This is a genomic window from Caulobacter soli (genome assembly GCF_011045195.1).
Taxonomy (GTDB): domain Bacteria; phylum Pseudomonadota; class Alphaproteobacteria; order Caulobacterales; family Caulobacteraceae; genus Caulobacter; species Caulobacter soli.
Genome location: NZ_CP049200.1, coordinates 247,766 through 274,128, shown reverse-complemented (window position 1 = coordinate 274,128; position 26,363 = coordinate 247,766). Strand labels below are relative to the sequence as shown.

Sequence of the window (26,363 nt, the reverse complement as noted above, 5' to 3'; positions counted from 1 at the left end):
TCGACGATCCTGGGCCCCTGCGGGTCGGCGGGGGCGCCGCCCGTCCAGCCGAGAAAAAACATCTCTATGGCCTCCTCGTTCGTGATCCACGCTCCATGAAGGGCAAGAAATGGCCAGACTGATTGTCTTTGCGGGATTGCCGGCCAGCGGCAAGTCGACCATCGCGCGCAAACTGGCGGCGCAGACCGGGGCCTTCTGGCTGCGTATCGATGCGATGGACCAGGCAATCTGGGCGTCTGGCACGGCGCCGACCGACCTGCGTGACTGGACCTATCGCGCCGCCCAGGCGCTCGCCGCCGACAACCTCGCCCTTGGACACGACGTCATCGCTGACTGCGTCAACGACTGGCAAGAAGCGCGGGACGGCTGGCGGGCCGCCGCAAGCCGCGTTGGCGCGCAGGTCGTGTGGTTGGAAATTGTCTGCTCGGATAGGGCGGAACACCGCCGCAGGGTCGAAACTCGGACCGGTGACATTCCCGGCTTGGCGCTGCCGGACTGGGATGCGGTCTGCGCGCGCGATTATCACGCTTGGGATAGCGATCGCCTCAGCATCGACACCGCTCACAAGAGCATCGATGAGGGCGTGGCGGCGGCGCTCACCGCGTTGGGAGGCGATCAGTCCGCTGCCGGGCGCGATGGCTGACTCCCTCTTGGACGGCGAGTTGCGGGCAGGGCGCGCCCGGCAGGAGGCGACCCAGCAGCCCAGCAGCGCCGCCGAACAAGTCTCCGAACCTTTGCTGGAAACGTCTTCTGACGTCGACACCTCGCGCCCGCGGCGCCAGCGGGCGAACGAATCGCCAACCGCAAAATTTTGTAGGCGATCTGGCTCCAAGCCCCAGATCTTGGATTTCGTTCCGCCTTCATTCCGCCCGCCCGGCAAAAAAGGGGAGCGGCGAGCCCGCCGCTCCCCGACCTGGCTAGCCGCGCAGCCGGACCTCCAAGGCGCGCACGCCGCTGGCGAGCGCCTTTTGCGCCAGGTTCTTGGCCGGTCCGAACGCCTTGGGCTCGGGCTCGCGCGCCACGTCCAGCGAATGGTCCAGGGTCAGGACACAGACGGGCTCCAAGTCCAGCAGCTCGTCGTTGCAGCGAAACACCGCCGAACGGCCGAACCTGTCGAACTCAGGCTTGGCCAGGACGACCGTCAGCCCTCGTCCCTTGGCCCATTTGATGGCGTGCTTCTCGGGACCCTCCGCGCCCGTGGTGGCCAGGACCATGGACGGCCAGGTCTCGAGCGCCCAGTTGAGCGCGTCCAGAACCCGACCATTGTCCATCGCGGTGTTGGCCCGCGGGGCGGCCCTGAAAGCCACCACCTGCGCGCCGGGCGGAAGACCCTGGTCGCGCCGCGCCTTGGCCGCGCGGATCGCGGCGCGAGCCTCGATCATCGCCGCGCTGGTCCGACTGGCCCGCACGCCGCCCCGCCATGGCGTCCAGACCTCGCCGGTGGCCACCGTATAGGTCTGGGAGGCGGCGTTGCGGATGGTCTCCACGGCCAGCACCGCGATGTCGGCGGCGTGGGCCTTGACCGTGGCCTCCTGGAGATTGGCGTCCTCGGTCTCGGAAATTCCGAACGCGCTCGCGTCCGGGCCGCCCAGGTCCCGCAACATCTCGCGCAGGCTGTCGCGCGCCCGATCGGCCTCACGCTCGATCCGCTGCGCGGCGCTGTGGAAGGCGCCGATCAGCGCCTCGGCCAGGGTGGCCTGGAAATCCTCCAGGGCGGTGTCGGCGATCAGGTCGAGAAGTTCGGTCATCACGCAGTGGCCTAGCTGCGTCAGGGCGTCCTCCGGCGGATGGGGGCGCGGATCGTCGAGGGTCAAGGCCTGGGCCTCGAAGGCGGTGAGGGGGCCGGTGAGAGGGGAGGGGGCGTTGGAGGTCATGGGATCTGTCCCTGAGCGGGGTTGGAGGAAGAGCCCGTCGGCTCCCGACCGCCCCGCGCCGCCGGCCCGGTTTCGGCCACAAGGGCTTTGAGCGCAGCGCCCCTTGTGGCCGGGGCCGGACGGTGGCGAGGTCGCTGGAGCCAAGGGCCGCGCTCCAGGCCGTTCAGGACGCGATCGTCCCGGCCGCCCGTGGCCCCGCGAGGCGTCGGCCGCCGCGCCGATCGCGGTCTTGGCCGACCTGAAGACGAGGGGGACGGGCGACCCGGCGGTGCGGCGCGCAGTAGGGACCCTGGCCGGCCACCCCGTCGCCGCAATAGCCGAACCCCGCCTCGCGAGGATCGCCCAGCGGCCAGCGACAGATCCGCGCCGACAGCGCGCAGGTGTCGAACACCCGGGCGACGGCCTCGACGACGCGCCGCGTGCGCGGCGCGGCGCGCACGCCTGGCGTGGCCGGCGGGGGAGGGGGCTTGGACGAGGAGATCCGCCGGACAGGGCGGCGCTCGCCCCCGGACCGCCCCGTTCGGCGCGGCGCCGACGGCGCCATCCGACCGGTCAGGCCCAAACGGTGGATCTTGCCGATGACGGCGTTGCGGGTGACGCCGCCCAAGGCTCTGGCGATTTCGGACGCGCTGGCGCCCTCGAGCCAAAGCCGGCGCAGGGCGACGATCCGCTCCGCGCTCCAGGAGGAGGAAGACATGGGACAAACTCGACTGAACGCGCCCGATCGGCGCGCCTCAATTCTCCCTGCCTCTTCCTTTCACGGCAGGTGAGCCCTTCGACCGACACTGGACTTCTCAGATGTCGGCGCACGCGCCCCGCGCACCCCACGAAGCTGAACCGCCGGACCTGGCCGCGCCCCGGACCTCTAAACGGCTCTGTTCGATGGCACCGAGGCGCCGAACGCCCCGGGCGCAGGAAATGACAGCGATGTCATGACGACAAGGCAAACCTGAGCTATGGTGAGGGCCGACACGGCTAAGGCAGTTTCGATGCGAGTGACCACCGATCCGGACGCTGTGGCGAGGTATCAGGCCGCCTTGACCGAAGAACGCCGATTAAGCGCCCTTCCCGAAACCGAGCGCGATGCCGACGCGCACAGAGCCGCGATGCTGGCGACCCAGGAGGCCTTCGAGGCGATCAGCCGGGGAACGCCTCGATCCCCGCCGCTTCGTGAGAGCCGCTAGCGACGCCTCAACGGACCCAAGCGGGGCCATTAGGAAAACCTTGGCGACTAAGGTGCTACCCAAACCTGCAAGAACAACAGGCGAGGGTGAGAGGTTGAGCGAGACGCACGGCAATATCCTGGCGGGTGCGGGGACCTTCGTGGTCGTGGGCATAGCGGCGATGATCGGCTTGGCGACCGTCGCCAGCCCCTCCCGCCCCGTCTCGGCGTCGACATCCACGGCGCCTGCGACGACCGCGCCGCCGAAAGCCGAGCCGCGACTCGTGCCTCTGGGCGCGGCGCCGCCCGACGGCGTCGATCAGGACAGCGCCTATACGCGCCGCCAGATCGAGGCCTTCATTTCCGAGCGCCTGGGCCAGCCCTACGCCCTGGTCGACGCGGGCGAGGATTCCGGCGGCCAGCGTGTGGAGTATTGCGGCTCCGCCCGCCCTCGGGCCGGCGGCCCGATCCGCTACTGGTCGATTGTGTCGTGGTCGCACGCGCCGATAGAGCACAGCTTCCCCAAGGCGCCGCCGTCCTGCACGGGCCGCGTCCTGGTCCAGGCCGGCAAGACTCTGAGCTTCGACCAGGCCCAGGCCCTGATCGCCGCCGCCGCCCCGCCGCCTCAAATCGCGACCCCGGGGACCGACGCCTCGATGACAAGCCTGATCGACAGGGTCACGACCTATGCGGTGCTCGTCGGCCGGGGCGCGGCCTGCGGCGTCGATATCAGCGGCCCGTCGGAGCGCGTGGGCGCCTGGATGGACCGCGTCGCGCCGCCAGGATCGCAGGCGCAGCTGACCTTGTTGCCGATGTTCATGCAGCAAAGCCGCTATCACGCCTCCCAGCAGGCCAGCGGACAAAGCCCCGACGATTGTTCCACCGTCCAGCGGGCCGTTCAGACCTATCCCTGGCCATAGTCTTTAGGCGATCGGCGCCTTCGCCATCAATCGGAGGCCCGGGAGATCACGACGCGAACAACGTTGATGGGCCCAGGTTCGGAGGGCGCGTCACCGTCGCTCGACGCGCCGCCACCGCCACCGCCACGCAACACGACCGGACGCTCTTTCCCGGCGTCGACCAACAGGCCCAGGCCGCCGCAGGAACCGTCGTCGTAGAAATAGGCCGGCGTTGACACCCCGCGGCTTGGACGGCCGGGATAGCTGGCGGCGGCGGCGTGGAATGTCACTTGCAGCAGCGTCTCCACCGTATCCGACCAGGGATCGCTCCCGCCAATCGTGACCTCCCGCCCGGCGGCTCCACAAACCATCCTAGCCAGGAGCAGACCCAGCGTGGACTGCGCCGCGAAAATCAAGGGGTTGGCTGGCGCGGCGTGCGCCCAACCCGGCGGGCGGGCCTGAAGATCGATCATGCCATACTCGCCCGACTGGGAGACCCTGCCGGGCGTGCCCGAAGCGCCGATGTCGCGGTCGGCGCGGAAATAGGGCTTCTGGTAGAAGGTGAAGCTCGGCCAGGTCGAAAGCAGCTCCAACTGCACCAGATCGCCCGATTCGGTGAGGGTCTTGGTCGGCGGCGCGCCCTGCTTCGCCTGGACCAACATCGCTCGGCGGTCGGGCGAGGCGCCGGTGACGTCATCGACAACAATCAGCAGATCGGCCAGTTCGCAGTGCTGCAGGTCGCCCGCGCCGTCGGTGAACTCGACCTTCGGCGTGCAGTGCGTGAAAATCCCGACGATATCGGCCCGCCTCCCGAGCGGACCAAGGATCGGCCTCCAGGCGGCGGCGGCCCGGGGGATCCCAGCGGAAACCACGGCGGCCACCGCGTCCGGCTCGTTGGTCGGCGCGGCGGACTTCCATCCCAGGAGCGAGCCGTCCAGCGCCCCGACAATCGGTCCGTCGGCGGCCTGGGCCAACCGGTTCACGTCGGTCCAACTCAAAGTCAGCATGCAACCCGTTCCCATCGTCGTCGAAGGTGAGGCGAGGCGTATCCCGAAGTCGAGCCTCGCGGCGGACCTCGCCGAACCGTTCGCTCAAGCATCCCGCGGCGACGCCTCGGCCGAGACTAGGTTCAGCGCCCGCTCCATCAGCGCCAGCTGAATTTCCAGAGATTGCAGGATGAACTGCGATGGCGGGAAAATTCTGGCCGCCTCGATAGCCAACACCTCGCCCGCGTCATGACCGTCCATCTGCGCCGTCACGCGCTCGTAGGCGGTCGCCACGAACCTGCAGGCCATGGCGACGACTTCGTCCAGCTCTGTCTGCGCGATCAGGCCCAAGGCCTGCAGCCTGGGAAGGATGCGGCCAAGCAGTTCTTCGAAATAGGCCTCCTCCGCTGCAATCAGGGGGCGGCCGGTTTCCTGCAAGATCGCCGACAGAAGGGCCACCGGTTCCAACGCCGCCTTGAAATCCGCCACGACGGGGTCTTGGAGGAACGGGTGGCGATCCTGTCCTCGCCAATCCTCGGTCAGGCTGAGATAGGGCATGACGGTGCGGATGAACTTCAAGGCCGTCGGGACGATCCGGCCTTGCTTCAGGGGCGCGTAGGCCAGGGTCGTGAGGTCCGGAAGCTCCGACGTCGCGGCCACGAACCGCGGTTCGGTCAGGAACCAGTCTATGATGGTCTCGACCTCCAGAAGCGCGAGATACTCCACATTGAGAAGCGTCAAGCCGACGTCGGCGTCCTGGGCGCGGGCCAGCACCTCGACCTCGAGGCCGTGCCTGGCCAGGACGCTGCGGATGTCGTCGGCGCGGCGTTCCACGTCGCGGGCCGCGCGTTGACGCGCCTCGGCGGCGGCGCAGCCCAGGACAGGGTTGCGCCGACTGGTCTTGCTGACCCGCAGGGCCGCTGTGTGATGTCGGACCGGATCGGCGTCAGCGTCACCGAGCACGGCGGCGATGTCCCAGAGCATCACGCCCATACGCTCCAGCGCGGGCAGGGGATTTTCCCCGGTCATGGTCCAGAGCTTCGGCGCGCCAAGCTCCCTGGCCTTGCGGGCCAGATCCACCGTGCGCAAACCCATCAACCGCGTGGAGGGCTTGTCCGTCGTCGTCAGTTCGTCGACCAGGCGTTGAACATCGGTCGCGAAGGCGTGCATCGCGTCGTGGGCCGGAGCGACGCCTTGGTCGCGCACGCCCACGATCTCGTCTTCGGCCTTCGGAGGCGGGATGAAGTCGGTCAGAATGGCGCGCGCCATCCGGCGCGCCTTCCATCCGGCCCCCGGTTCTTCTTGCCGGCAGAAGAAATCGGCGGCTTCCTGCAACTGGCCCGCCAGCTCGTTCACCGCCCACGCCAGCGCCGTTGTTCGGCCGGTCTGGGTTTCCGCCGCGACCAGCCGCCGGACGGCCCGGATCTGCGCCCGGTTCCAGGCGATGCGGGTCGGCGCGAGCAGGGCCGCGCGCCTCATGCGCTTGCTGGCGATCTCATGGCCGCCATAGCCCGCCGGCTGGCCGTCGGGCGCGATCGCGCGGGAAATGATCCATTGCGCCTGGGGGGCGGCGATCGCCATCAGCTCGCACAGCCGCACGACATCGGCGTGCACATCCGGCTGCACCTCGGGCGAAATGAATCGGACATCGCCGCTGACGCAGACCGCGCCCTCCTCCTCTCCAAGCACGGGACGGGTGATCCACGGGACCTCATGATAGAGGCGGTCCAGCAAGACCTCCGTTCCGCCGGCCTCGGCGATCAGGGTCTGAGCCAGGGCCGGATTCAACGCCCCAACGGTCTGGGCGAATTCCAGCAGGGTCATCAGGGGCAGGGTCGTCAGGTCGATCGTGACGTCGAGCTTGAGGTCCGGCGCCGGGCCGCAGCCGAACAACGGCAGCAGGGCCGCGGCGACATCGTGCGCGGCGTCCTGGTCCACGATGGGGGGGATGGCGGCGTCGTCCAGCCGGTCCAGCAACGCCCGCCGCAGGTCGGAGACCTCGACGGCGGCGAACAGCGTGGCGGCCTCCTTCACCTTGGCGAAGATGGGCGCGTCGCCGAAGTCCGTTCCCGCCAAGGCCAGCGTGAAGAACGTCGAGCTGTGCCGATCGTCAAGCTCGACCGCTCTTGAGACCTCCAACCAATGCGCCGCGACCCGCTCCGCCGTCGCCAAACCCAGGCCATGGAAGACGCCGATCCACACCGCCGCCGGGGTCTGGGGTTGGGTCAGCCGCTGGGCGAGGGCGTCCAGGAGGGCGCCCTCCTGCTCGGGCCAACGCCGCAGGACCCGCATGACGAAGCCCGCCAGGTCGCCGGGCCGCACCGCATGAACGGCCTCGATCATGGCCACGGCGCGATCATCCCCCAAGATCTGCCGCACAGCGGCGTCCAGGTGGGTCGACCGGATCTCGTGCAACCCCAACAAGGCGCCGTCAGGACCTCGGCGGATGGCGTGCTCATCGATCAGGCGCTGTAGGGCGCGCGCCATTCGCGGCGGTTCCCACCCCAGGCGATCGCGCAACCGTTCGCCGTCAATGGCGGCGGCGTGGGCGGCGGCGAACGAGACCGCGCGCAACGCCAGCAGCTCGTCGTCGCGATGTTCATCCAGGCGGCGTCGCACCTGCTCGCTGAGCGTTTCCTCCAGACGCCGGCCCTGGGTGAGCAGATGGGTGTATTCCAGCAGCAGGCCCCGGCTCAGATCGAAGGGCTCCCGCCAATGGCCGAAGACCGGCTTGCGTGTCGCCGACAGCGCCGCCCAGATCCGCTGGGCCAGGGCCTCATCCAACGCCGGCCGCACCACCACGGTTCGAGCCAGGGTCTGGAGCGGAAAGACATCCTCTTCGCGAACCGTCCCCAGCACCAGCAGGCCGGGCGCAAAGCCCGTCTCGCGAACCAGCTGATCCCAGCCGCTCGTGCTGGCGTCACGGCCGACATCGTCGATCATCAGGCCGATGGGTCGCTGTGGACCGACCTCCAGGAGCCGCGCCATCTGGATGAGCTTGGCGACGTCGTCGCTCGTCGCCGAGCGGACCCTGTACCAGCGCACGGCGTGCCGCGTCTGATAGGCGGCCAACCAGGCCAGGGCCGACTTGCCCGCGCCCGACGGGCCCGCGACCAGGACGCTGCGACGGTCTTCCAGGCCCTCCAGGAGGGCGGCCGTGAGGTCGGGGCGCTCGAACACCAGGCCCGCGCCGACGTGGCCGGGGACGACATCGACACCGCTGTAGAAATCCGACGCCTGAACCGAGGCGCCGAAATCGGCGATCTCGCAAAACGTCGCCATCAGGGCCAGATGGCCCTTGATGTCGACCAGAGCGCCGATCGCGTCGACCCGCCCCTGCACCTCGGTCGCGCCCAAGCTGCCAACCGCATCGGTCGGCGCTCTGAAATTGGCGTCCGCCAAGCGGCCAACGATCTCTCGCAGTTGTTGAGCGGCCAGGCGCGCGGCCGCCGCGGCGAGCGACGAGCCGCCTTCCAATCCCTCGGCCGCTCGGTTCATGGGCTCGGGTTCGACGACGAGATGAGTGCGTTGGAGGAGGACTTCGATCTCCGCCGGCCCCCAGGCGGGGAGACTGGCGGCCAGGACCCGGGCCAGCGGCTCCAGCGGCTGGTCGCTGTCAGCCAGTGTCCGCCGCCAACCTGTCGCCGCCAGGCCCTTGACCGGGCGCTCGAGCACCAGGGCGACCCGAAGACCCGCCTTCGCGCGCCAATCGTCTCCCAGCGCGCTGGCGGTCTTGGCGATGTGGGCCGCGATCTCGCCGAGCGTGAAACAGGCTTGCGGGTCGTGCCTGGACTTGAGCTGGGCCCGGATCTCACATCCCTGGCCGTGCAGGGTGATGTCATCGACGCCCTCGGGCACCACGGCCCGCCAGGCTTCGGCGCCCCGCCAGGCCTCGACGGCCAGCCAGGCCGCCACCGCGTCCTGGTAGTGAAAGCCGCGGCCGGCGCGCGCGCCCGATCGCGTGGCGGCCCACAGGTTCGCGTCGATCAGAACAAGGTCGGACATCGGCCGCGCTCCCCCAAATTTCGCCGCGGCTAATCGAGACGATCGGCCAGGACCGCGAACACGCCGGCCGTCCGCCAGCGCGCCTTCCAACCGACGACGTACAGCGCTTCCTTGGCCCGGGTGACGGCGACATTGAGAAGATTGGGCTGGCCGCCGGCCCAGGCGCGGGCCCCTTGCTGTTGGGGCAGGGGGGCGCCCAGGACGAAGATCACCGCCTCGGCCTCGCGGCCTTGGACGGTATGGACCGTGCCGACGCGATCGCGCGCCCAGCCCTGCGGGTCGCCGACCGCGCCGGCCAGCACGCCGGTTTCGACAATCATCCGCCGCAGGCCGTCGGCCACCGCCACGAACGGCGTGACGACATAGAGGTCCAGCCCGACCTTGGCCTTCACCAGGTCGGCGAGAAGCCCCATCACCGCCGCGCCCTCCTCGGGCGACCACTTGTCGTTGGCCGAACCCTGGACGTCGATCCAGCGCGACGGCCCCAGCACCTTGGCGATCGGCGAGGCCTCGGGGGTCTTGGCCTGAACCATCATCCGCTCATAGGCGACCAGATTGGAGACGGCGAACATCGGCTCGGCGCAGCGGCGATGGACCAATAGCGGCACGCCGACCGTGCGGCTGCCGGTCTTGCCGATGAACTCGGCCCTGTAGGGCGTGGCCGCGTCGGCCAGGGTCTGGACCGAGGCGCCCGGCGCGTTGAAGGGATCGGGATCGACGCCAAAGCGCCGATGGATCGAGGCGGTCAAGCTTTCGGGGAGGGTGACGACCGGCGGGATTTGCACCGGATCGCCGACCACCACGACCCGTCGGGCTCGGGTCAAGGCCCCGACCGCCGCCTGCGGCAGCGCCTGGCCGGCCTCGTCGATCAACAGCCAGCCCAGCGACGCCGGCGGCAGGGCGCCCATCATCCGGTCGACCGAGGCGAAGGTGGTGGACAGGGCCGGCACGACCAGGAACAGCGAAGCCCAGAGATCCGGGATCAGCTTGTCCTTTTCCGGATCACCCAGGCCAGAGCCGCCCAGGATGTTCATCATCGCCCCGAGATTGTGCCGCAAGGGTCGGGCGGCGGCGTCGATGAAAGCCTTATGCAAGGCCATGGCGGCGACGAACACGTCGTCGCGGGCCCGCTGCGCGCCGGCGTCCAACCACGGCGAGATCTTCTGCCGGACCGCGTGGTCGCGGGCGAAGAAATCGGCGTCGACGAACCGCTCGCCAAGATCGCGGCGACGCTGCTCCGCCGTCGCCGTCACGCGCTCCAAACCGCTACGCGCCAGCTCAAGTTCGGCGGCGACAGGAACCAGCCGGCCCAAGACCCGGGCCAAGGCGCCGGCCAGCTCGGGCTTGAGCACCGGGCGGGCGGCGATCAGATCCAGTTCGGCGGCGGCCTGGGCCGCCCGCGTCGCTTCGCGCCAGACCCGGAAGGGGCGCGTGCGCAACAGCCGCGACCAGAAGCCCGGCCGCCGATCGGCCATGCCGGCCCAGGCCGCCAGCGAGGTTCGCAGGCGTGGAAGGCGGGTCGCGGCGATCCGCGTGACCTCCAGTTCGGCCAGCGCCGCCCGACTGCGTTCCAAGGCGGCGGCGAACACCCGCCGCGCCGCCGCCCATCGCCTCAGGGCTTCAGCGTGGTCGCGCGGGGCGTTCTCCTCGGCAACGATGCGCGGGATCCGCTCAGGTCCGTCGGCGTCGGCCTCGATCAGCTGCGGCTTGCCGGCGGCGGCGGCCAGATAGGTGGCCAGGCCGACCTCCTTGTCCCACCAGAAGGTCCGGCCAAACCGGTGGCGGTTGCCGGCGTTGCCGAGCACCGCCGCCCCCAGGCCCCACGTCGGCCGCTGCAGCAAGGCGTCGGCCAGGCTCTTGAAGTAGCGCAGATCGCCGGCGTCCTCGGCGACCGCGCCGAGACCCGGCAGTTCGGCGCTGACGTTCTCCACCGCCCCGTTGTTGGAGGAGGCCACCAGCATCTCGAAGCCCTTGAGGCTGTCGTCGAGCCGATAAAGATGCAGCCAGCCGGCTCCGGCCTTCAGGGTCTTGCCCGTGGTGTGGAAGGCGTCGGCCGGATCGGCGAAGGCCATCATCGCCTCGGCCCGCGCCGTGACCAGCGCGGCGAGCAGATCGCGCAACAGGGTGGTCTTGCCGGTGCCAGGCGGTCCGTTGACCGCCAGAACGCCGCCGGCCTCGCCCTCGACCAAGGCCAGGTTGACCGCCGCCTGCTGCAGCAGCACCAAGGGGTGGCGGCCGCGCCCCGGCCAACGCGCCGGCGGATAGAGACCCGGCGTCACCGCCGCGGCCAAGGCGGCGCGGTCGGTGAACAGATCCGGGCGTTGAGCCGGACGGATCGCGCCCATATAGCGTTGCAGCACGCCGGACGCTTGGCCGCGACCGAACAGATCCCGGGCCCGGGCCAGGTCCCGCAGATAGAAGCTGTTGACCAGCAGGGGTTCGGGCGGCTCGGCGCTCTTGAAGCTCACCAGGCTGCGAATGGCGAAGCGCGGCGGCTTGACCAAGTCGTCGGTCAGACCCAGGGTCCCGACCAGCCAGCGATGGGCCGCGTCGATCATCGCCCGGGTCAGGGGCCGCGCTGCGCCGTTTTCGTCCTCGACCCGGATCCGCTCGGCCAGCGCCTTGTTGAAGTCGGCCTCGACGTCCGTCCAACGGGCCAGGCCGTCGAGGCCGCCGGCCAAGGCGACAGGCACGCCCCAGCCAAAACTGGCGACCAAGGCCGGATCCTCGTCGATCGGCCGCCCCTCCTTGTCGAGGATCAGCACCGCCAGGATCGCCTCGCCCTTGGCGTTGGGACGCTCGGCCCGGCCGTCGGCATAGACGCTGTGCAGTCGCTTGACCGCCTCGGGCATGTCGATCGAACCCAGGACCACCTGATAGTAGAGACGCGTCCCAGGCTTGGCCTTGCCGCCGCGCTCCCACGGCAACGGTCCGTCGAGCTTGACGACCGCGCCCTTGTCGCCGCCCGCCAGTTTCTCGGGCCGGCGGAAACCCGGCGGCGACAACACCTCCAGGGCGGTCCAGGCCGAGAGGATGCCGGCCGGGGCATTGGTCACCGGCGGAAACGGCGTCGTCTCCAACGGCGCGCGGGCGTCGAGGCCGGGTCGGGCGCCCGTCTTCGGCGCCGTCGCCGGACCAGAGTCCGCGGTCAGCGACGCCGTAGAGGCGAGGACGACGGGGGCGGGAGCTTGGTCCCGGCGCATCGAGGCCGCCAGATAGGCCAGGCTGGCGCCCACCTGCACGGCCAGGGCCCGACCACGATCGGTCTTGCGATGGACGAGCTCTGCTTCGAGCGTTTCCAGAAAGGCCGTATCGCCGGGCCGGGCCGCGAACTGTCGTTCCAGTTCGGCGATCGGCGAATTGAAAAACGGACGGTCCATGCGACGCTTGCCCCCACAACGGTCGACGATTAGACGCGCGGGGCCGGCGACCGCAACCTTCGGAAGCAAGAGGGGGCGCTTTCCTGCTCACCGATTGCACCGCCGCATCTGGGGAAAGCCGAGCCTCAGGCGCTCGTCCCTCCCCGCGAGGGGGAGGGGACGGCGGCGGGCCCTCAGGCCTTGAAGAAGGCCAGCAGGTCCTTGTTGATCACGTCGGCATGGGTGGTGGCCATGCCGTGGGGCAAGCCCGGATAGGTCTTCAGGGCTCCCTTCTTGACCAGCTTGATGGCCAGATGGGCGCTGTCGGCGATCGGCACGATCTGGTCGTCCTCGCCGTGCAGGATCAGCACCGGCACGTCGATCTTCTTCAAGTCCTCGGTGAAGTCGGTCTCGGAGAAGGCCTTGATGCAGTCGTAGTGGGCCTTGGCGCCGCCTTCCATGCCCTGGCGCCACCAATTGCGGATCACGCCCTGGTCAATCTTGGCGCCGTCGCGATTGAAGCCATAGAAGGGGCCCGACGCCACATCGAGGAAGAACTGGGCGCGGTTGGCGGCCAGGGCCGCGCGGAAGCCGTCGAACACCTCGATCGGCAGGCCGCCCGGATTGGCGGGGGTCTTGAGCATGATCGGCGGCACCGCGCCGATCAGCACGGCCTTGGACACCCGGCCCGGCTCGGCCCGGGCCACATAGTGGGCGACCTCGCCGCCGCCGGTGGAGTGGCCGACATGGATGGCGTTCTTCAGGTCCAGGTGGGCGGCCAGGGCGACGACGTCGGCGGCGTAGGTGTCCATCTCGTTGCCGGTGTCGGTCTGGGTCGAGCGGCCGTGGCCCCGGCGGTCATGGGCGATGACGCGGTAGCCCTGGGCCAGGAAGAACAGCATCTGGGCGTCCCAATCGTCGCCGCTCAACGGCCAGCCGTGGTGGAACACGACGGGCTGGGCGCTCTTGGGACCCCAGTCCTTAAAGTAGATCTGCACGCCGTCCTGGGTGGTCACGAAGCCGCTGCCCTGGGTGGTCTTGGAGCCGGACGTCGTCCGCGCGTCGGCGCTCTTGGCGGGCGTGGACTTGACGGGCGCGGCCTGGGCGGCGGCGGTCAAGGGCAGGGCGGCCGCGCCGGCGGCCAGGCCCAGGCCGGCGGTCATCAGGTTGCGGCGCGAGGCCTGGATGTTCGACTGGCTCATCTCGAAGTCCCTCATGATATTGCGATACTTGTTATCGCGATATCGATATGGCTAAGCCGCCCAGAACCCTCTGTCCAGCGAAATCTTTATCGCGATATCGTTTCTTGTGGTATGAAACGGAAACGAGCCGCAACTTCCGAAGGACCCCGTCCGTGCCGATCCCGTTGGACAACCAGATCTGCTTCACGCTCTACGCCACCAGCATGGCCATCAACCGCACCTACAAGCCGATGCTGGACGAGATGGGCGTCACCTATCCGCAGTATCTGGTGCTGAACGTGCTGGGCGAGACCGACGGCGCGACCGTCGGCGCAATCGCCCATCGGCTGTCGCTGGAATCGAGCACGGTCACCCCGCCGGTGAAGCGACTGGAGCAGGCGGGCCTGGTCAAGCGCCAGCGCAGCCAGGTCGACGAGCGACAGGTGCAGGTCTATCTGACCCAAGCCGGCCGCGCCCTGCTGGACCGCTGCGACTGCCTGGGCCAGACCCTGGTCGCCAAGTCGGCCATGACCCTGGAGCAGCTCGAGGCCCTCAACCTGCAGGTCAAGGCGCTGCGCGAGACCCTGGTGGAGGCCTAGGCCGGCGCGGCTGAAGCGCCGCGCTTGCGCCTCCACGCCCGCGCGTCAGGATGGCGATCTGATCCTTCACGATTCTCGCCGCCCCATGACCGACGCGCCCACCCTCGCCGACCTGCAGGCCGCCCAGGCCGAGCTCGACCATCAGCTCGACCGCCAGGCTCGCTATGACGGCAACAATCCCAACAAGCATGTCACCGACGTGCGCCTGGCCCGCGAGAAGGTCACGGCCCTGACCGCCGCCCTGAAAGCCGCCGGCCTGATCCCCCGCACCAAGCAGGAGATCCTGGAGGCGCGCCTGGACGCGACTCATCCCAGGGCTCGTCACAAGGACATCGTCACCTTCGAGAACGAGCGCTATCAGCGCTGGTTGGAGCCGGCCACGCGCAGCCTGTCGGGCGGGGTGATGACCTGGTCCAAGACCTGGAAGCGCATGGCCAAGGCCGATCCCAAGATCGAGTTCTGAACCGCTCGGCTCAATTGGCCAGCACCGCAGTTCTCCGGTATTGGCAGAGCTTTATATACAACCTTGAATAAAAGCGTCGTCGGCTCAAGATCGACCCGTTCCCATTCCCCTATGAGGAATCGACCTCTCCGCCCGGGTGGCCAACGTGCATGTCCAGGCTTGCGCTAAAGACGTTGGCGGATGTTCTTCAAGCATCTTCTCAACGCCCGGCGCGGTCGCGGCCGACGACGCAGTTTCTCCATCTCCCGAGGCCACGCCGACCGGAATCGCCTCACGGTGCGACCGCCCCACTACGCCACCCTGCTGGTCAACGACCTCGACGACATCAATCAAGGGCTTGACGCGGGACTCTACTTTTCCGCGAGGTGATCGACCAGGGGATCGCGCTCTGTGAGATCCCCGGTCACGCGTTCAGCCCGCTCAAACCGCTCACATCGCAGGCCGCCCTGGCGCTTGGCGAGCGCTATCAGAAGATCTTCGCTACTATCCGGACGTCGCTCAAGAAAGCTGAATTCCAGATGGCGCAGGGCGACGAGGACGACTGGCTGCACAAGGCCGCCTTCAACCTGCACCAGACGGTCGAGGCGGCCTACATCGCCGTCCTAATGCTCATCGGCTTCTATGCGCCGCGCTCTCACAACATCAAGTTCCTGCACGCCCAAGCCGAGGCCAAGGCGTCGTCGCTGATCGCCGCCTGGCCGCCCTGGCGCGGGCGGCCGGCGAAGATCGAGCATGAACCTCACGCTGCTGTACAACATCGTCGCCGACCTCACCGTCCGAGCGGTCGGGCTGCGCCCCTCCGTCGGCGCCTTCGATCTGGTGGTGATGGCCGAGGTCGCCGCGACCAAGCCCGCGCCGCTGCCCGGGCAAGACTCGAGATACCCTGGTCACCGCTCGCGTTGAGTACGAAAATCTCGTGTCGAAGGATGAGCCGATCGACGGGGATGAGCTTCTGCGCAACGTCGTCGACTGCGTCATGCGACGTTGCACCACAGGCCGGCGCCGACTTTGGCGGCCAACTTATTAGCGACGATCCTCGACCTTGGTCCTGCTCGGCAAAACAAGGGTCCTAGCCATGAACTCCAAGGTCATCGTGCTAGACGTCGAGCGGCGGCTGGCCGCAGCCTCCGCGGCCGAGATGGCGCTGCGGGCCACCTTGAGCGCCGCGCCGGTCCCCATGATCCTACTCGATCTGGATCAGCGGCCCCTGTTGTTCAGTCAAGGCTGGTTTGATCAGGCCGTGACGTCGCGCGCCTCGCAGCTTCTCAATCACCATCCTTTGTTTCTGAGCCCCGAATTTACACAGACCGCGCGCCGCTGCCAGGAAACCCGGGCTGCGGAGACCTGCCGCGTCGAGATCGCCGCCGCCCCGGAGGGGCAACCGCGTTGGTTCAGTTTCGAGTTCAACGCCTGGCCCAGCGACGGCTCGCCCTACAGCCGGTTGATCGCCGTCGGGCGAGACGTGACCGAGGCGGTGCTGGCGGCGCGAGAGACCGAAGCCGCCCGCCAGAGTCTGGCGGAGCAGAACGCCCGGTTCGACGCCGCCCTCAACAACATGCCTCATGGCCTTTGCATGTTCGACGCCGAAAAGCGCCTGATCCTGTGCAACGCCGCCTACCGCCGCCTCTACGCACTGCCCGACCGGCTCCTGGAGCCTGGAACGACGCTAGGCGACATCTTCGATCATCGCCGTTCCGTCGGCACCGGTCCCAAGAGCTTTTCGGCGTTCTCCGTCGCCACCGTCGAGGCGGCCCTCAACGGCGCCGCGGCGACGAGCGACGTCGAATTGACCAACGGCCGCACCATTCGCATCACCCATAATCCCATCGCGACCGGCGGCTACGTCGCCACGCATGAGGACATCACCGAAGCGCTTCGGGCTACCGCTCAGATCGAGTTCCTGGCCTTCCGAGACCCTTTGACCGGCCTGCCCAATCGCGCAGCCTTTCAGCGAGCCTATGACGACGCCGTGGCCGCCGCCGAACGCGGCGGCGAGATGTTCGGTCTGATCATGATCGACGTCGACCATTTCAAGGACGTCAACGACACGCTGGGTCACGACGCCGGCGACGCCTTGCTGAAGGGCCTAGCCGGCCAGCTCAAGCGGGCCTTCCGACACGGCGACACCGTGGCGCGGCTGGGCGGCGACGAGTTCGCCATCGTTTTACGCGATCTCAAGAGCGAAGCGGACATGATCCGCCCAATCGAACTGCTGCAGGGCCTTTTGCGTACGCCGATCGAACACGCGGGGCAGAGCTTCACCATCTGCGCCAGCATTGGCGCGGCGGCGCATGGCGACCCGGATGACGACCCTACTCATCTGCTGAAGAACGCTGACGTCGCGCTCTATCAGGCCAAGTACGACGGCCGTAATCGCAGCGTCGTGTTCCGGCCGGCGATGCGGACGGAGGTTGAAAAGCGCGTCGAACTGTTGCGCGAGGTTCGTTTGGCCATCGGTCAAGGCGAGTTCGAACTCTTCTATCAGCCGGTTGTCGACGTGGCCGCCAACGCCGTGGCCGGGTTCGAGGCCTTGATGCGCTGGCGTCATCCCGAGCAGGGCGTCTTGCCGCCGGCCGCCTTCATGGCCGCCTTCGAGGACAACGACCTATCGCTGCAACTGGGCGAGGTCGCCTTCGAGGGGGCCTTGGGACAGATGCGCGCCTGGCTCGATCAGGGCGTGGAGTTTGGCCGCGTCGCGATCAACATCTCCTCGGCGCAGTTTCGCACCGGCCGCCTGGCCGAGGAAATTGCGGACAAGCTCGAACGCTGGAACGTGCCCGCCGACCGCCTGACCATCGAGGTCACCGAGAACGTCTATATGGGCTGGGGCGCCGAGGTGGTCAGCGACACCGTCAAGCGCTTGCATGCGACCGGCGTTCTGATCGCGCTCGACGATTTTGGCACCGGTTATGCCTCGCTGGCGAACCTTCGCCAGTTCCCGATAGATCGCCTGAAGATCGACAAGTCGTTCGTCCAGAACAGCCAGGACGACGCGATCGTTCGCGCTGTCATAAATCTCGGTTCCAGCATGGGCATGAAGGTGGTGGCCGAAGGAGTTGAACGGCCTGACCAATTGGCGACTCTGACGCGGTATGGCTGCGACCAGGTGCAAGGCTATCACTTCGCCAAGCCGATGCCCGCGACCGAAGTGGCGGGTTTCATTGACGCCTTTTCGGTGCGAGGCCGAGGTTGATCTGACGCAGGATCCAAACGGGTTCGTGTAACACAGCGATAAGGGCGGCTGTGAGCGCCTCGGCCCGAATCCGCCTCGGCGACGGATGCTGGTCGGACTTCAGCCGCCCAGAGCGGTTCCAGGGAATGTCGGTTAGGGCGAGGTCAACGGCCGTTCATCACCTTTCAGGGCAATTGAGATCGTCTGCTGTGTGCAGCCCACATCGTGCCATCCAGGCGGATGCTTCGAATATCACCCAGGACGGGATTTCGACCTCTTCATGCAGCTTGATCCGGCGCTCGGCGTCCTCTTCTACGATTGAGCCGAAATCTTGAGCGGCGAGGCGGGACGACCTAGGCCGCGTCCCCAGACCGTAACTCTGTGGCAAGATGGTCCAGACGATTCCCGGACGCCGCATGATCGAGCCAAAGCCGCCCCCTCCCGACACCGAAGCCCTGGAAGAGATGGCCCGCCGGCTTGAGGCCAGCGGCCGCTACCGCCTGCTGCGCAAGTTCGAAGGCTGCACGCTCTCCACGTCCGGCGATCCGGCCGCCTTGCGCCAAGGCGTCTATCTCGATGTCGAAACCACGGGCAAGGACGCCGCCCGCGACGAGATCATCGAGCTGGCCATGGTGCCGTTCCAATACGACGCTGACGGGCGCCTGTGCTCGGTCGGCGCGCCCTTCGTCGAACTGCGCGAGCCCTCGGTCCCGATCACCGAAGAGATCACCCGCATCACCGGCATCACCCATGAGATGGTGGCCGGCAAGTCGATCGATCCGGACAAGGTCGCCGCCTTCATCGAACCGGCGGTGATCATCGCCGCCCACAACGCCGGCTTCGATCGCCGATTCACCGAGCGCTTCTGCGAGGCGTTCAAGCACAAGGGCTGGGCCTGCTCGATGTCCCAGGTCGACTGGACGGGGGAGGGGTTCGAAGGCACGAAGCTCTCTTACCTCGCCAACCAATGCGGCTTCTTCTTCGACGGCCACCGGGCGGAGAACGACTGCCTGGCCGGCCTGGAGATCCTGGCCCGGCCCCTGGCCGATGGCCGCACGGCCCTGGCCCACATGCTCGACGCCGCCCGCGCGCCGACGTGGCGCATCGCCGCCGAACGCGCACCCTATGATTTCAAGGATAAGCTGAAGGCCCGGGGCTATCGCTGGAACGGCGAGGAGGCTCTCGCCCCCAAGGCTTGGTACATCGACGTGGCTGAAGCCGATCGCGAGGCCGAGCTGGCCTATCTGCGCACCGAGATCTACGGCGGCGAGGTCCACCTGGCCCCACGCCGGCTCACCGCCTTCGAGCGGTTTTCGGAACGCGCCTAGCGATGCCTTGGCGATGGCGGCCTCGCGGATGCCGCGCCGGGCCATAAACGGGTTCTGCGACGCGGTCGTGCTGTGCGAGGGCGGGGCGGCGACAACACACGCGGGCCACTCAGACCTGCCCCGGAGAGCACAAACTGAAAAAGCGGGAGCCTTGCCGCCGCACCCCTTGAAGGCGACCAGGCGCCCTATTGCCGAGGCGCGTTAGTCCGTTCGGGTCGGCGGCGCGGGACGTCTTGGCCCTTGAAGCCCCCTTGCGGGTCTTGGGCGCCGGGATCATGACGCCGCCCCTGCCGTCGCGCTCGCCGCCGGGAGCGCCGGGCGGGCTCGCCGGGTCAGATCAACGCCGATGATGGCGATGTCCTCGACGTTGGGCAGTCGTTCTGACAACGCCAGCCAGTGATCCTTCAAGGCGGCCACCAAGGCGTCCAGGCCCGCCAGCCGCCCGCCGGCGGGATGGTCCCAACCGGCCTTCTCCCCGCTCCAGACCAAGACATAGATGCCGCGGCCGGAGCGGACGTCGCGCAGATAGTCGCCGCAGAGCTGGTTTTCCAGCCGCTCGAAAAGCTGGGGTCCGCTCCAGTTGTCGGCCAGCTTCAGCTCGACGGGGACCGGCCCGTCAAAACCGACGCCGTGGAAGCGCAGGTCCGGCCGCTTGGCGTCAGCCAATTCCTCTTCCTGCGGAATGGCGTACCGTCCTGCGGACCGGGATCGGCACAGACCGCCGATGAAATTGCGCACCTCGGTCTCCTCGTCCGCCCGGCGCAGGATCGGGGCGAGGCTCTCGTCGCCGCCCTCCAGATCGTTCTTGAGATCGAACAACCGCTCGACCGCCAGATCCCAGAGTTCACGATGATTGGCCGGCGTTCGCTCCAGCTTTTCATTGAAGTCGCGCACCTGGACGGGACTCCACGGCCCCGGATCGGCGTCGCGTTGGGCCTTGGCCCTGGCGCGGTAGACCGCCCAGGGGCGTGCTTCCTCGTCCGGATGCTCCAGAGCGATGTCCATCAGCGCCAGGAACGCTTCCTTGCCCGGCGTTTCGGCGATGAACGCCATGAGCGCCTCGCGCGCCCGCTGGGCGTCGTCGCGCAATCCCGGAGAATAGACGCCCTTGCCGGCGCGCTCGATGTCGTCCTCGCGCCGAATGTAGGCGTGCATCAGCAGGTGCAAGGTCTTCATGTGCGCGATCGTGCGGTAGGCCTGCCGGGCGAACGGCAGGCCCAGGCTTCGTTCGCCGATCAGATTGCTCAAAAAGCGCATCGCAAACTGGGTGCGAAGCTGGGGCGTCTTCAAGGCGGACAGTCGCGCCGCCAGCGCCGGAATGGCCGCCTGCGGATCGACGCCGCACCACATGGCGAACCACATCGGCGCCAGGACCTCGTGCTTGGTCGTCCCGGCCTTCCTGGCCGCGAGCGCGGCCAGGGTCGCATCGCCCAGGTTTGCGCCGTTCAGAACCACCAGCATGTGGCCCAGATTGGCGGGGCTGAACTTGCCCGCCGCCAGTCGCGCCTGGAACGCCGCGGCCAGGCCGTCCCACAGGAAGTGTCCGTGCCAGGCGACGTCATACAGCACATAGTTGCTGTCGGCGTCGGGCCCGGCCGTCGCCAGCTCGAAATCGATTTCCCCGAGCACGACCTCGACGACCTCGCCGGGGAACGCCGCGTGGAGGTCCGCCAGCCAGGGCGGAAAGCCGTTCAGTTCGTTCATCGCGTAACGGGCGGCCAAGCGCGCCTCGTGCGACGACAGGGCGCCGAGCCAGGCCGGCTGCTCCAGCGCCTCGATGTTGAGCCCGGTCAGCCCGAAGATGGTGGTCAGCGGCGTGCCGTCGCCGGTGGGGCGTTGGCTCTTCATGGACGGCCTGCCCACGCGCCAGTAGTCGACGGCCCCGTCGCGGAACGCGCGCGCGACCTCGACGCCGAACTCCGGCGCCAAGGACCGCCAGTCGCGGACGCTCCAGGTGTTGGACAGACCTTCGCCGCGCACCTCGTCGTGCAGGTACCATTGGCTTTGGCTGATCTGCGGCGCGAGCTCGAACTTGCGGATCGACGCCACCTCGGCTTTCAAATGCGTCTTCCAGTCGGCCCGGATAGCCGCCTGCTTGGCCTCGCGGGCCTCGTTCTGCTTCGCCCACCGCGCCTCCTGGCGCCGCCAGCGCCGCGCCGCCTCGGACTTGGCCGGATGGAGAAGCTGTTGCAGTCGCGCCTGCAGCTCCATTTCGCCCAGGACCGCCTGCTTGAGCCGCCGCCGCCAAGCGTCGGGTCGGTCGCCCTGACGATAGAGCGCGAAGGCCAGCTCCAGCGCCACGAGCCGGTCATCCAGCAAGGGACGCCCGGTGACGTCGGCCACGACCGCGTCGAAGTCCTCCACCGAAAAGCGCCAGTCGCGACCGAAGACCCCGACGTGGAAATAGTCGGTCAGGCGATTGTCGTCCTCGCGCCGCCGCCGTGTCTCGGTCACGTCGTACCAGAACAGGTCGCGGTTGAGCTCGGTCCAGCTTGGAACCAACCGCGCCAACGTCTCGCGCACACTGCGAAGGTTCGACGAGTCTATGAGGTCGGTCTCGCGCGCCGTGCGCAGCAACCACAGGCACGGCTCGGTCCGCGCGAACGGGCGCCGCGCCTCGATCAGACGGACGACGCAACGCGCGGCCGTCGACGCCAGCCAGGCGTGGCGCCTGGAGATTTCGCGATAGCGCCGGTCGGTCAGAGGCCCTGTCGCCAGCAGCGCTTGCAAGCCGGCCGCCCACCCCGCCACCTGGTCGAGCGGCAGACGTTCGAGATAGTCGGGCAGGGCGTAGGTGAGGGTGTCGACCTCGTAGCGGGAGGGGGGCTTGGCCTGAGCCACGGCCCGCAACAGCCAACCGGCGGAGTCCGCATCAACGCCCAGGTCGGGTATGAACTCACCGATCCAGTCGCGATCGACGTCGTCGCCTTCGGCCAGCAGGGCTTCGCGGACACCCTGGACCTGGGCTGGCGAGGCGACGGCGATCACGGCGCGGATCGCGGCGATCCGCGGATAATGGACGCGCAAGGTCAGAGCCAGATGCGTCACCTCGGCCGCCAGGTCCGCCAACTCGCCGATCCACACCATCCGCAACAGGAAGGCTGCGATGTTCTCGTCGGCGGCGTGGCGTTGCAACAGCGACCGGATTTCGTCGGTCAGGTCGCGATGGGCGAAGCGCTGGACCGCCGAGATGTCCATCATCGAGCGTCCGTGGGCCGGCTGGGCGATCAGCGCGCAGGTCTGGCGCAGGATCGCGACACGCGTGTCGCGCGGCAGCTGGCTGGGATCGCCGCCCTCGAAGAGCACCTCCGGAGCCAGCCGCGTGACGCGCTGAAGGATGCGCTCGTCGAGCAGGCAAAGCCAGGGCAGGATCGGGCGCGTGCCCGGGACGATCACCTCCAGGCCGTACTGCTCGCGAAAAAACAGGGCCTCGATGCGCATGCGCGAGGCCTGATCGACGATCCGGTCGTGCAGCCACTCGGCGGTCAGATATTCCCGAACCGTCCGATGATGAAACCTAACCGTGCCGTAGATGCCCTCGTCGAAGATCGGTCGCCCCAAGAGCACCCCGATGTCGCCGTCATCCCAATCGGCGAGCACCTGATTGACGGGCAGGCCGCGGGTGTTGGCCGTCCCGTCGGGCACGCGCAAGGCCGCTTCCTGGGTCAGGGTGGCGGCGGCGGCGACCAGCTTGGCGCCGCGACGCAGGCGCTCGAGCGGAATGGGCCTGGCCTCGGCCCGATCCTGGTCGCGCTCTTCCAACCGGCGGTCGATGCTGGCCCGCATCAGCGCCAAGCGTGAGGCGATCTGTCCCTTGTCCGTCCAGAACGCGCACAGCTCGGCCAGATCCATCGGCCGGGTGGTCAGATCCCAGGCGTCCTTGCGCTCGACCGCCGCGCGAAAGGCGGTGATGTCGGCGACACCCTTGCCCGCCGCGAAGCGATCGACCTGCTCGCCGCGCAAGTCATCGAGGGCCACGATCATGAAGCCCTCCTGGTCCGTCTCGACGGTCTCGGCCTTGATCGCGCGCGCGTCCGCGTCCGTCTCGATCGCCCGCGCCGGCGACGCATAGGGAAAGGCGCCGCGCACGAGCATCAGATCGGTCTTAGGGCGCCAGGCGACGGCCCGACCGGTGATGACGATATGCGCCTGGGCCAAGACCGGGGCCAGTTCGCGGCCGAGCTTGCGCACCGCGCGCTCGAAATCCTTGGGATCCTTCAGCCGGGCCTCGTCGACCGAGTCCAGCAGCAGCCAGCCTTCCGTTCCCGCCTGGGTCCAGGCCCGAAATTCGGCGTGGGTCCCTTCCTCGAAGGCGTCCTCGAAGCCCTGGACCACATGTTCGATACGGATGAAGAAGGCTCGTTTGCCCTGGCCGCGAAGTTCGCGGCAGACGTGGCGGGCCTCTGCGGTCTTTCCCGAACCGGCCTCGGAGAGGAGGATCACGCGCGGCGCGGCGAGCAGGTCTTTCCAAACCAGCGGCTGGGTCTCGCGCCCCAGGATCGACACCGCGGTGTCGTCATTGGCGGTCTCGTCCTGGAGAAGCCGGTGAAAAGTTCGCTCCAGCGGGATGAAATCGTCGTCGAGGTCGATGCGCATGACCCAACCTTAGCCTGAAACGCAGCCGGGTCAGCGGGCCAGGATCATGAGACGTAACAAAGCGCGATCGGCCGCTTGAAGGTCGCCGAGCTTGAAAGCTTGGAGGGCTAAAATGGGCGACAGCTCTCGCCTCATCTCATGCGAGGCCGCCGGCTCTGCGTTCTTCCGACCGGGCCTTTAAAGTTGAAAGCTCTGCGGAAAGGGAAGGGGAGCGAGATAGCTTCTCGCCATGGCGCTGAACTCGCTCCTGGGATCAACGGCAAGGCGCAGCTGCTCCAGATAGGCCTGGGCCTCCACCTGAAACGCCGCGTGATTGGACATCTTCAGCAGGCGTTCGTACGCCAGCTCTATCGCCTTGAACGCCTTGGTGCGCCGAGGATCATCGTCGCGGATCAAGCCGACGACCTCGATCGTTGCCCACCCTTCATCGGTCCGCCCGCGGGGCTGATCATCGCGCCATTCGATATGATCATCGGGATCATCATGGTCGGGACGCAACAGCAGCGGCGCCTCGTCGGCCAGGACGTCGAGATGACTGCGCGCGCGCCGCGTCGGATCGCGCAATGGAAATTGGGTGCCCTTGTTGAGCGAGTTGCACACGACGCAGGCCAAAAGCAGATTGTCCCAGTCATAGGCCAGCCAATAGTAACCGGGTTTGAGCTCGGGCCCGTCGCGATCCTGACAAACCCCGCCTTTGGGCCGCCAATGCTCCACGTGGCGCGCCATATATTCGTCCATGTGAACTTCGCAGTAGCAGCACTTGCTGTGCTGCATGTCGCGCAGAGCGATGCGAACATCATCATGTCCATAGACATGGACCTTGACCGGCAGACTCTGGTCGCCGTCCAGATAGGCCTGCGGCGCCTGCAGGAACGCCTCTTCGTGCGCCTTGGCCCAGTTCGCGCCCAGCCGCGTCAGGGCCGCCGGCGCCGCGGTGCGAGCGATCCGGATCATGACTTGGCGGCGAGCTGCTTTTCCAGCTCGACGACCCGCCCCATCAACTTGTCGAACGCCGCGTCATACGGCGCGTCGGGAGCCTGCAGATCATGGATGATCGCGTTCAAGGCGTCTAAGCGCGCGTCCTCCTCCGGGGTCAGCTCCCGCTTACGCAGCAAGGCCCTGCGTTCGATGAGCAAGGCCTCCGACCGCAGGTCCGCGCCGATCAGTTCATTGAACGCGCGGCTGCCGAGCACCTCATCATAACGCCACGGTTTGGAAGGCAGGGGGCGATTGAGGATCGTCGCGTGGTCGCCCTCCAGCCGCACGACGGAGACCGGATCGCCCTGCGCGATCCCTTCCTGGGCGATGATTGGGCTATGGCTGGTGACGATGAACTGCACATTCTTGAAGACGTCGAGCAGGTGGTGACGGATTTCGCGCTGCCATCGAGGATGCAGATGCAGATCGATCTCATCGACAAGTACGATCGCGCTTTCGTCAAAGGGCGACGGACTGTCCGGCCGGCGCTGAAAGAGCGTCCAGGCCAGATCGACGATCCAGGAGATGGTGACACGATACCCCAGGCTAAGCTCGGCCATGGGCACTTCACCGGACGCGGTTCTGACGCGCATGCCGGTCCGACTGGTCGAGCCCGTAAGCCTTGGCATGACGATCGAGATATCGGCGGGTTCAAGATGCGGGATGACCTTGGCGATCGCGTTCTTGAGCCCACCGAAAAACCGCGACACGCGATGGTGGTCACGGCGCAGCTCTTCGTTGCCGGCGTCCGTTTCCAAGGCGACTCTCGCGGACAGCTCGGCATGATGCAGAAACTCCATCACCTCGTCGGCGTCGACCAGCTCGACGAGATCATTGAACAGCCCCTCGGTCGGCCGATTGTCCGACACGCTGTTCATATTTCGAGAGCCCAGATGCCGTGACGCGCCATAGCCGATGATCAACGGCCCTTCCGCCTTCAGGCTTTCATGCTGCTGCTGGAGCGTTGCTGTCTGCAGTTCGCCGTTCTCGACGACGCAATCGAAGCCGATCTCGATCTCGCGTCCGGTCGTATCCCTGAGCACCGCCGTCATTCGGGCGCTGACCCGATCGGCGTGGCGTCGCACCAAGCCTTCGATGCGCTCGTTGTCGTAGTCGAAAACATCAGGTTCGACGAAGTCGGGATCGGGCAGATCGCCATCGGTCACCGCCAGCGCAATCACTTGTCCATCGTCTCCCCGCTTGAAGGCGGGGACTGGCCGCATCATCGCCAGCGCCTGCATGGTCGTGGTCTTACCGACGCCGTTCTCGCCGAGAATCACACACCATCGGGCGGGCGCGCCGTCCAAGCCGGCCAAGTCGAGCTTCTGAGCAGGCCCGAACGCCCGCATGTTCTCGAGCGTCAGTCCTAGGAATCTGAAATCGTCAGCCATGGGGGCGGTCTAGCATGCAAACCGCGCTGACGTTAGCGATCGGCGAGAGCCTTGGCTCTGAGGACGTCGTGCGGGGCGCCAGGACAGCGGGCCCCGCACGACGATCTCCTAAAATTGGCCTTCCGCATCAAACTTTCAGCCTAAATACAATATTTCTTATGAAATAAGATATTACATGTAAGTATACATCAAATTTCAATACCAATTTTCGGCGTAATAATTTTTAATATTCCTATCTTTATTTTAATTTCTAATTTCCAAATAGGAATTTCATTTTTGAATTGCCGAAACCTTCATAAACGTTGTTTAATTATGATGAGAAAAAATGCGAATAATTCTTAACTTTACAATGATTTACGTGATTTTCAAA

Annotated in this window: 17 protein-coding genes; 7 read left to right on the top strand and 10 right to left on the bottom strand. The window is 67.4% G+C overall.

The window, feature by feature from the left end; genetic code table 11:
* Positions 1-109 precede the first annotated feature (109 nt).
* A complete protein-coding gene (locus G3M62_RS25710; RefSeq protein ID WP_165191656.1) occupies positions 110-643 on the top strand; it encodes a P-loop nucleotide/nucleoside kinase family protein in 534 nt (177 codons plus the stop codon).
* A gap of 274 nt (positions 644-917) precedes the next feature.
* Here the strand turns inward: G3M62_RS25710 and G3M62_RS25705 are convergent, their stop codons facing one another.
* Together G3M62_RS25705 and G3M62_RS25700 are read right to left on the bottom strand one after the other, a co-directional pair.
* Positions 918-1,874, bottom strand: coding sequence for an SLOG family protein (locus G3M62_RS25705; RefSeq protein ID WP_165191655.1), 957 nt, complete (start codon positions 1,872-1,874; stop codon positions 918-920).
* Between the two features lie 163 nt (positions 1,875-2,037).
* Entirely contained in the window at positions 2,038-2,571 is a 534-nt protein-coding gene (locus G3M62_RS25700) for a GcrA family cell cycle regulator (RefSeq protein WP_165191654.1), read from the bottom strand.
* Positions 2,572-3,152: 581 nt separating this feature from the next.
* On the opposite strand from G3M62_RS25700, the gene G3M62_RS25695 reads away from it, so the two are divergent.
* Positions 3,153-3,956, top strand: coding sequence for a hypothetical protein (locus tag G3M62_RS25695; protein WP_165191653.1), 804 nt, complete (start codon positions 3,153-3,155; stop codon positions 3,954-3,956).
* Positions 3,957-3,982: 26 nt separating this feature from the next.
* Here the strand turns inward: G3M62_RS25695 and G3M62_RS25690 are convergent, their stop codons facing one another.
* From G3M62_RS25690 to G3M62_RS25675, 4 genes are all read right to left on the bottom strand, one after another.
* On the bottom strand, positions 3,983-4,942 hold the full coding sequence (locus G3M62_RS25690) for a hypothetical protein (RefSeq protein ID WP_165191652.1): 960 nt from the start codon (positions 4,940-4,942) through the stop codon (positions 3,983-3,985).
* An 84-nt stretch (positions 4,943-5,026) separates the two neighbouring features.
* A complete protein-coding gene (locus G3M62_RS25685; RefSeq protein ID WP_165191651.1) occupies positions 5,027-8,926 on the bottom strand; it encodes a hypothetical protein in 3,900 nt (1,299 codons plus the stop codon).
* 29 nt (positions 8,927-8,955) lie between these two features.
* Positions 8,956-12,306 carry a DEAD/DEAH box helicase gene (locus tag G3M62_RS25680; RefSeq protein ID WP_165191650.1) on the bottom strand — a complete coding sequence of 1,117 codons (3,351 nt, stop codon included), beginning with the start codon at positions 12,304-12,306 and terminating at the stop codon, positions 8,956-8,958.
* Positions 12,307-12,479: 173 nt separating this feature from the next.
* Positions 12,480-13,487 carry an alpha/beta fold hydrolase gene (locus G3M62_RS25675; protein ID WP_165191649.1) on the bottom strand — a complete coding sequence of 336 codons (1,008 nt, stop codon included), beginning with the start codon at positions 13,485-13,487 and terminating at the stop codon, positions 12,480-12,482.
* Positions 13,488-13,639: 152 nt separating this feature from the next.
* Between G3M62_RS25675 and G3M62_RS25670 the strand changes: the two genes are divergently transcribed.
* Positions 13,640-14,065, top strand: a complete 426-nt coding sequence (locus G3M62_RS25670) for a MarR family winged helix-turn-helix transcriptional regulator (RefSeq protein ID WP_165191648.1) — start codon at positions 13,640-13,642, stop codon at positions 14,063-14,065.
* 85 nt (positions 14,066-14,150) lie between these two features.
* Complete coding sequence (locus tag G3M62_RS25665; protein WP_165191647.1) at positions 14,151-14,528, top strand: hypothetical protein; 378 nt, start codon at positions 14,151-14,153, stop codon at positions 14,526-14,528.
* A gap of 350 nt (positions 14,529-14,878) precedes the next feature.
* On the opposite strand, the gene G3M62_RS25660 is transcribed toward G3M62_RS25665, so the two are convergent.
* Positions 14,879-15,100 (bottom strand): hypothetical protein, encoded by a 222-nt coding sequence (locus G3M62_RS25660; protein WP_165191646.1) that lies wholly within the window; start codon positions 15,098-15,100, stop codon positions 14,879-14,881.
* Between the two features lie 160 nt (positions 15,101-15,260).
* Here G3M62_RS25660 and G3M62_RS25655 point away from each other — a divergent pair, with 160 nt between their 5' ends.
* From G3M62_RS25655 to G3M62_RS25645, 3 genes are all read left to right on the top strand, one after another.
* A complete protein-coding gene (locus G3M62_RS25655) occupies positions 15,261-15,431 on the top strand; it encodes a hypothetical protein (RefSeq protein ID WP_165191645.1) in 171 nt (56 codons plus the stop codon).
* Positions 15,432-15,603: 172 nt separating this feature from the next.
* The gene (locus G3M62_RS25650; RefSeq protein ID WP_246263634.1) at positions 15,604-17,721 is read left to right on the top strand and encodes a putative bifunctional diguanylate cyclase/phosphodiesterase; all 2,118 of its coding nucleotides are present in this window, start codon (positions 15,604-15,606) and stop codon (positions 17,719-17,721) included.
* Positions 17,722-18,116: 395 nt separating this feature from the next.
* Positions 18,117-19,028 (top strand): 3'-5' exonuclease, encoded by a 912-nt coding sequence (locus G3M62_RS25645; protein WP_165191644.1) that lies wholly within the window; start codon positions 18,117-18,119, stop codon positions 19,026-19,028.
* 273 nt (positions 19,029-19,301) lie between these two features.
* On the opposite strand, the gene G3M62_RS25640 is transcribed toward G3M62_RS25645, so the two are convergent.
* From G3M62_RS25640 to G3M62_RS25630, 3 genes are all read right to left on the bottom strand, one after another.
* Positions 19,302-23,624, bottom strand: coding sequence for an NACHT domain-containing protein (locus tag G3M62_RS25640; RefSeq protein WP_165191643.1), 4,323 nt, complete (start codon positions 23,622-23,624; stop codon positions 19,302-19,304).
* 177 nt (positions 23,625-23,801) lie between these two features.
* Positions 23,802-24,578: an HNH endonuclease family protein gene (locus G3M62_RS25635; RefSeq protein WP_165191642.1), complete on the bottom strand. Its 777-nt coding sequence runs from the start codon at positions 24,576-24,578 to the stop codon at positions 23,802-23,804.
* Positions 24,575-25,993, bottom strand: a complete 1,419-nt coding sequence (locus G3M62_RS25630) for an AAA family ATPase (protein ID WP_165191641.1) — start codon at positions 25,991-25,993, stop codon at positions 24,575-24,577. The genes G3M62_RS25635 and G3M62_RS25630 overlap by 4 nt, the downstream gene beginning before the upstream one ends.
* Positions 25,994-26,363 lie beyond the last annotated feature (370 nt).

Excerpts from the sequence above, each read along its gene's own strand:
- G3M62_RS25710 (WP_165191656.1), top strand. The coding sequence starts at position 110 with ATGGCCAGACTGATTGTCTTTGCGGGATTGCCGGCCAGCGGCAAGTCG.
- G3M62_RS25705 (WP_165191655.1), bottom strand. The coding sequence starts at position 1,874 with ATGACCTCCAACGCCCCCTCCCCTCTCACCGGCCCCCTCACCGCCTTC.
- G3M62_RS25700 (WP_165191654.1), bottom strand. The coding sequence starts at position 2,571 with ATGTCTTCCTCCTCCTGGAGCGCGGAGCGGATCGTCGCCCTGCGCCGG.
- G3M62_RS25690 (WP_165191652.1), bottom strand. The coding sequence starts at position 4,942 with ATGCTGACTTTGAGTTGGACCGACGTGAACCGGTTGGCCCAGGCCGCC.
- G3M62_RS25685 (WP_165191651.1), bottom strand. The coding sequence starts at position 8,926 with ATGTCCGACCTTGTTCTGATCGACGCGAACCTGTGGGCCGCCACGCGA.
- G3M62_RS25680 (WP_165191650.1), bottom strand. The coding sequence starts at position 12,306 with ATGGACCGTCCGTTTTTCAATTCGCCGATCGCCGAACTGGAACGACAG.
- G3M62_RS25675 (WP_165191649.1), bottom strand. The coding sequence starts at position 13,487 with ATGAGCCAGTCGAACATCCAGGCCTCGCGCCGCAACCTGATGACCGCC.
- G3M62_RS25665 (WP_165191647.1), top strand. The coding sequence starts at position 14,151 with ATGACCGACGCGCCCACCCTCGCCGACCTGCAGGCCGCCCAGGCCGAG.
- G3M62_RS25655 (WP_165191645.1), top strand. The coding sequence starts at position 15,261 with ATGAACCTCACGCTGCTGTACAACATCGTCGCCGACCTCACCGTCCGA.
- G3M62_RS25650 (WP_246263634.1), top strand. The coding sequence starts at position 15,604 with ATGAACTCCAAGGTCATCGTGCTAGACGTCGAGCGGCGGCTGGCCGCA.
- G3M62_RS25645 (WP_165191644.1), top strand. The coding sequence starts at position 18,117 with ATGATCGAGCCAAAGCCGCCCCCTCCCGACACCGAAGCCCTGGAAGAG.
- G3M62_RS25640 (WP_165191643.1), bottom strand. The coding sequence starts at position 23,624 with ATGCGCATCGACCTCGACGACGATTTCATCCCGCTGGAGCGAACTTTT.
- G3M62_RS25635 (WP_165191642.1), bottom strand. The coding sequence starts at position 24,578 with ATGATCCGGATCGCTCGCACCGCGGCGCCGGCGGCCCTGACGCGGCTG.
- G3M62_RS25630 (WP_165191641.1), bottom strand. The coding sequence starts at position 25,993 with ATGGCTGACGATTTCAGATTCCTAGGACTGACGCTCGAGAACATGCGG.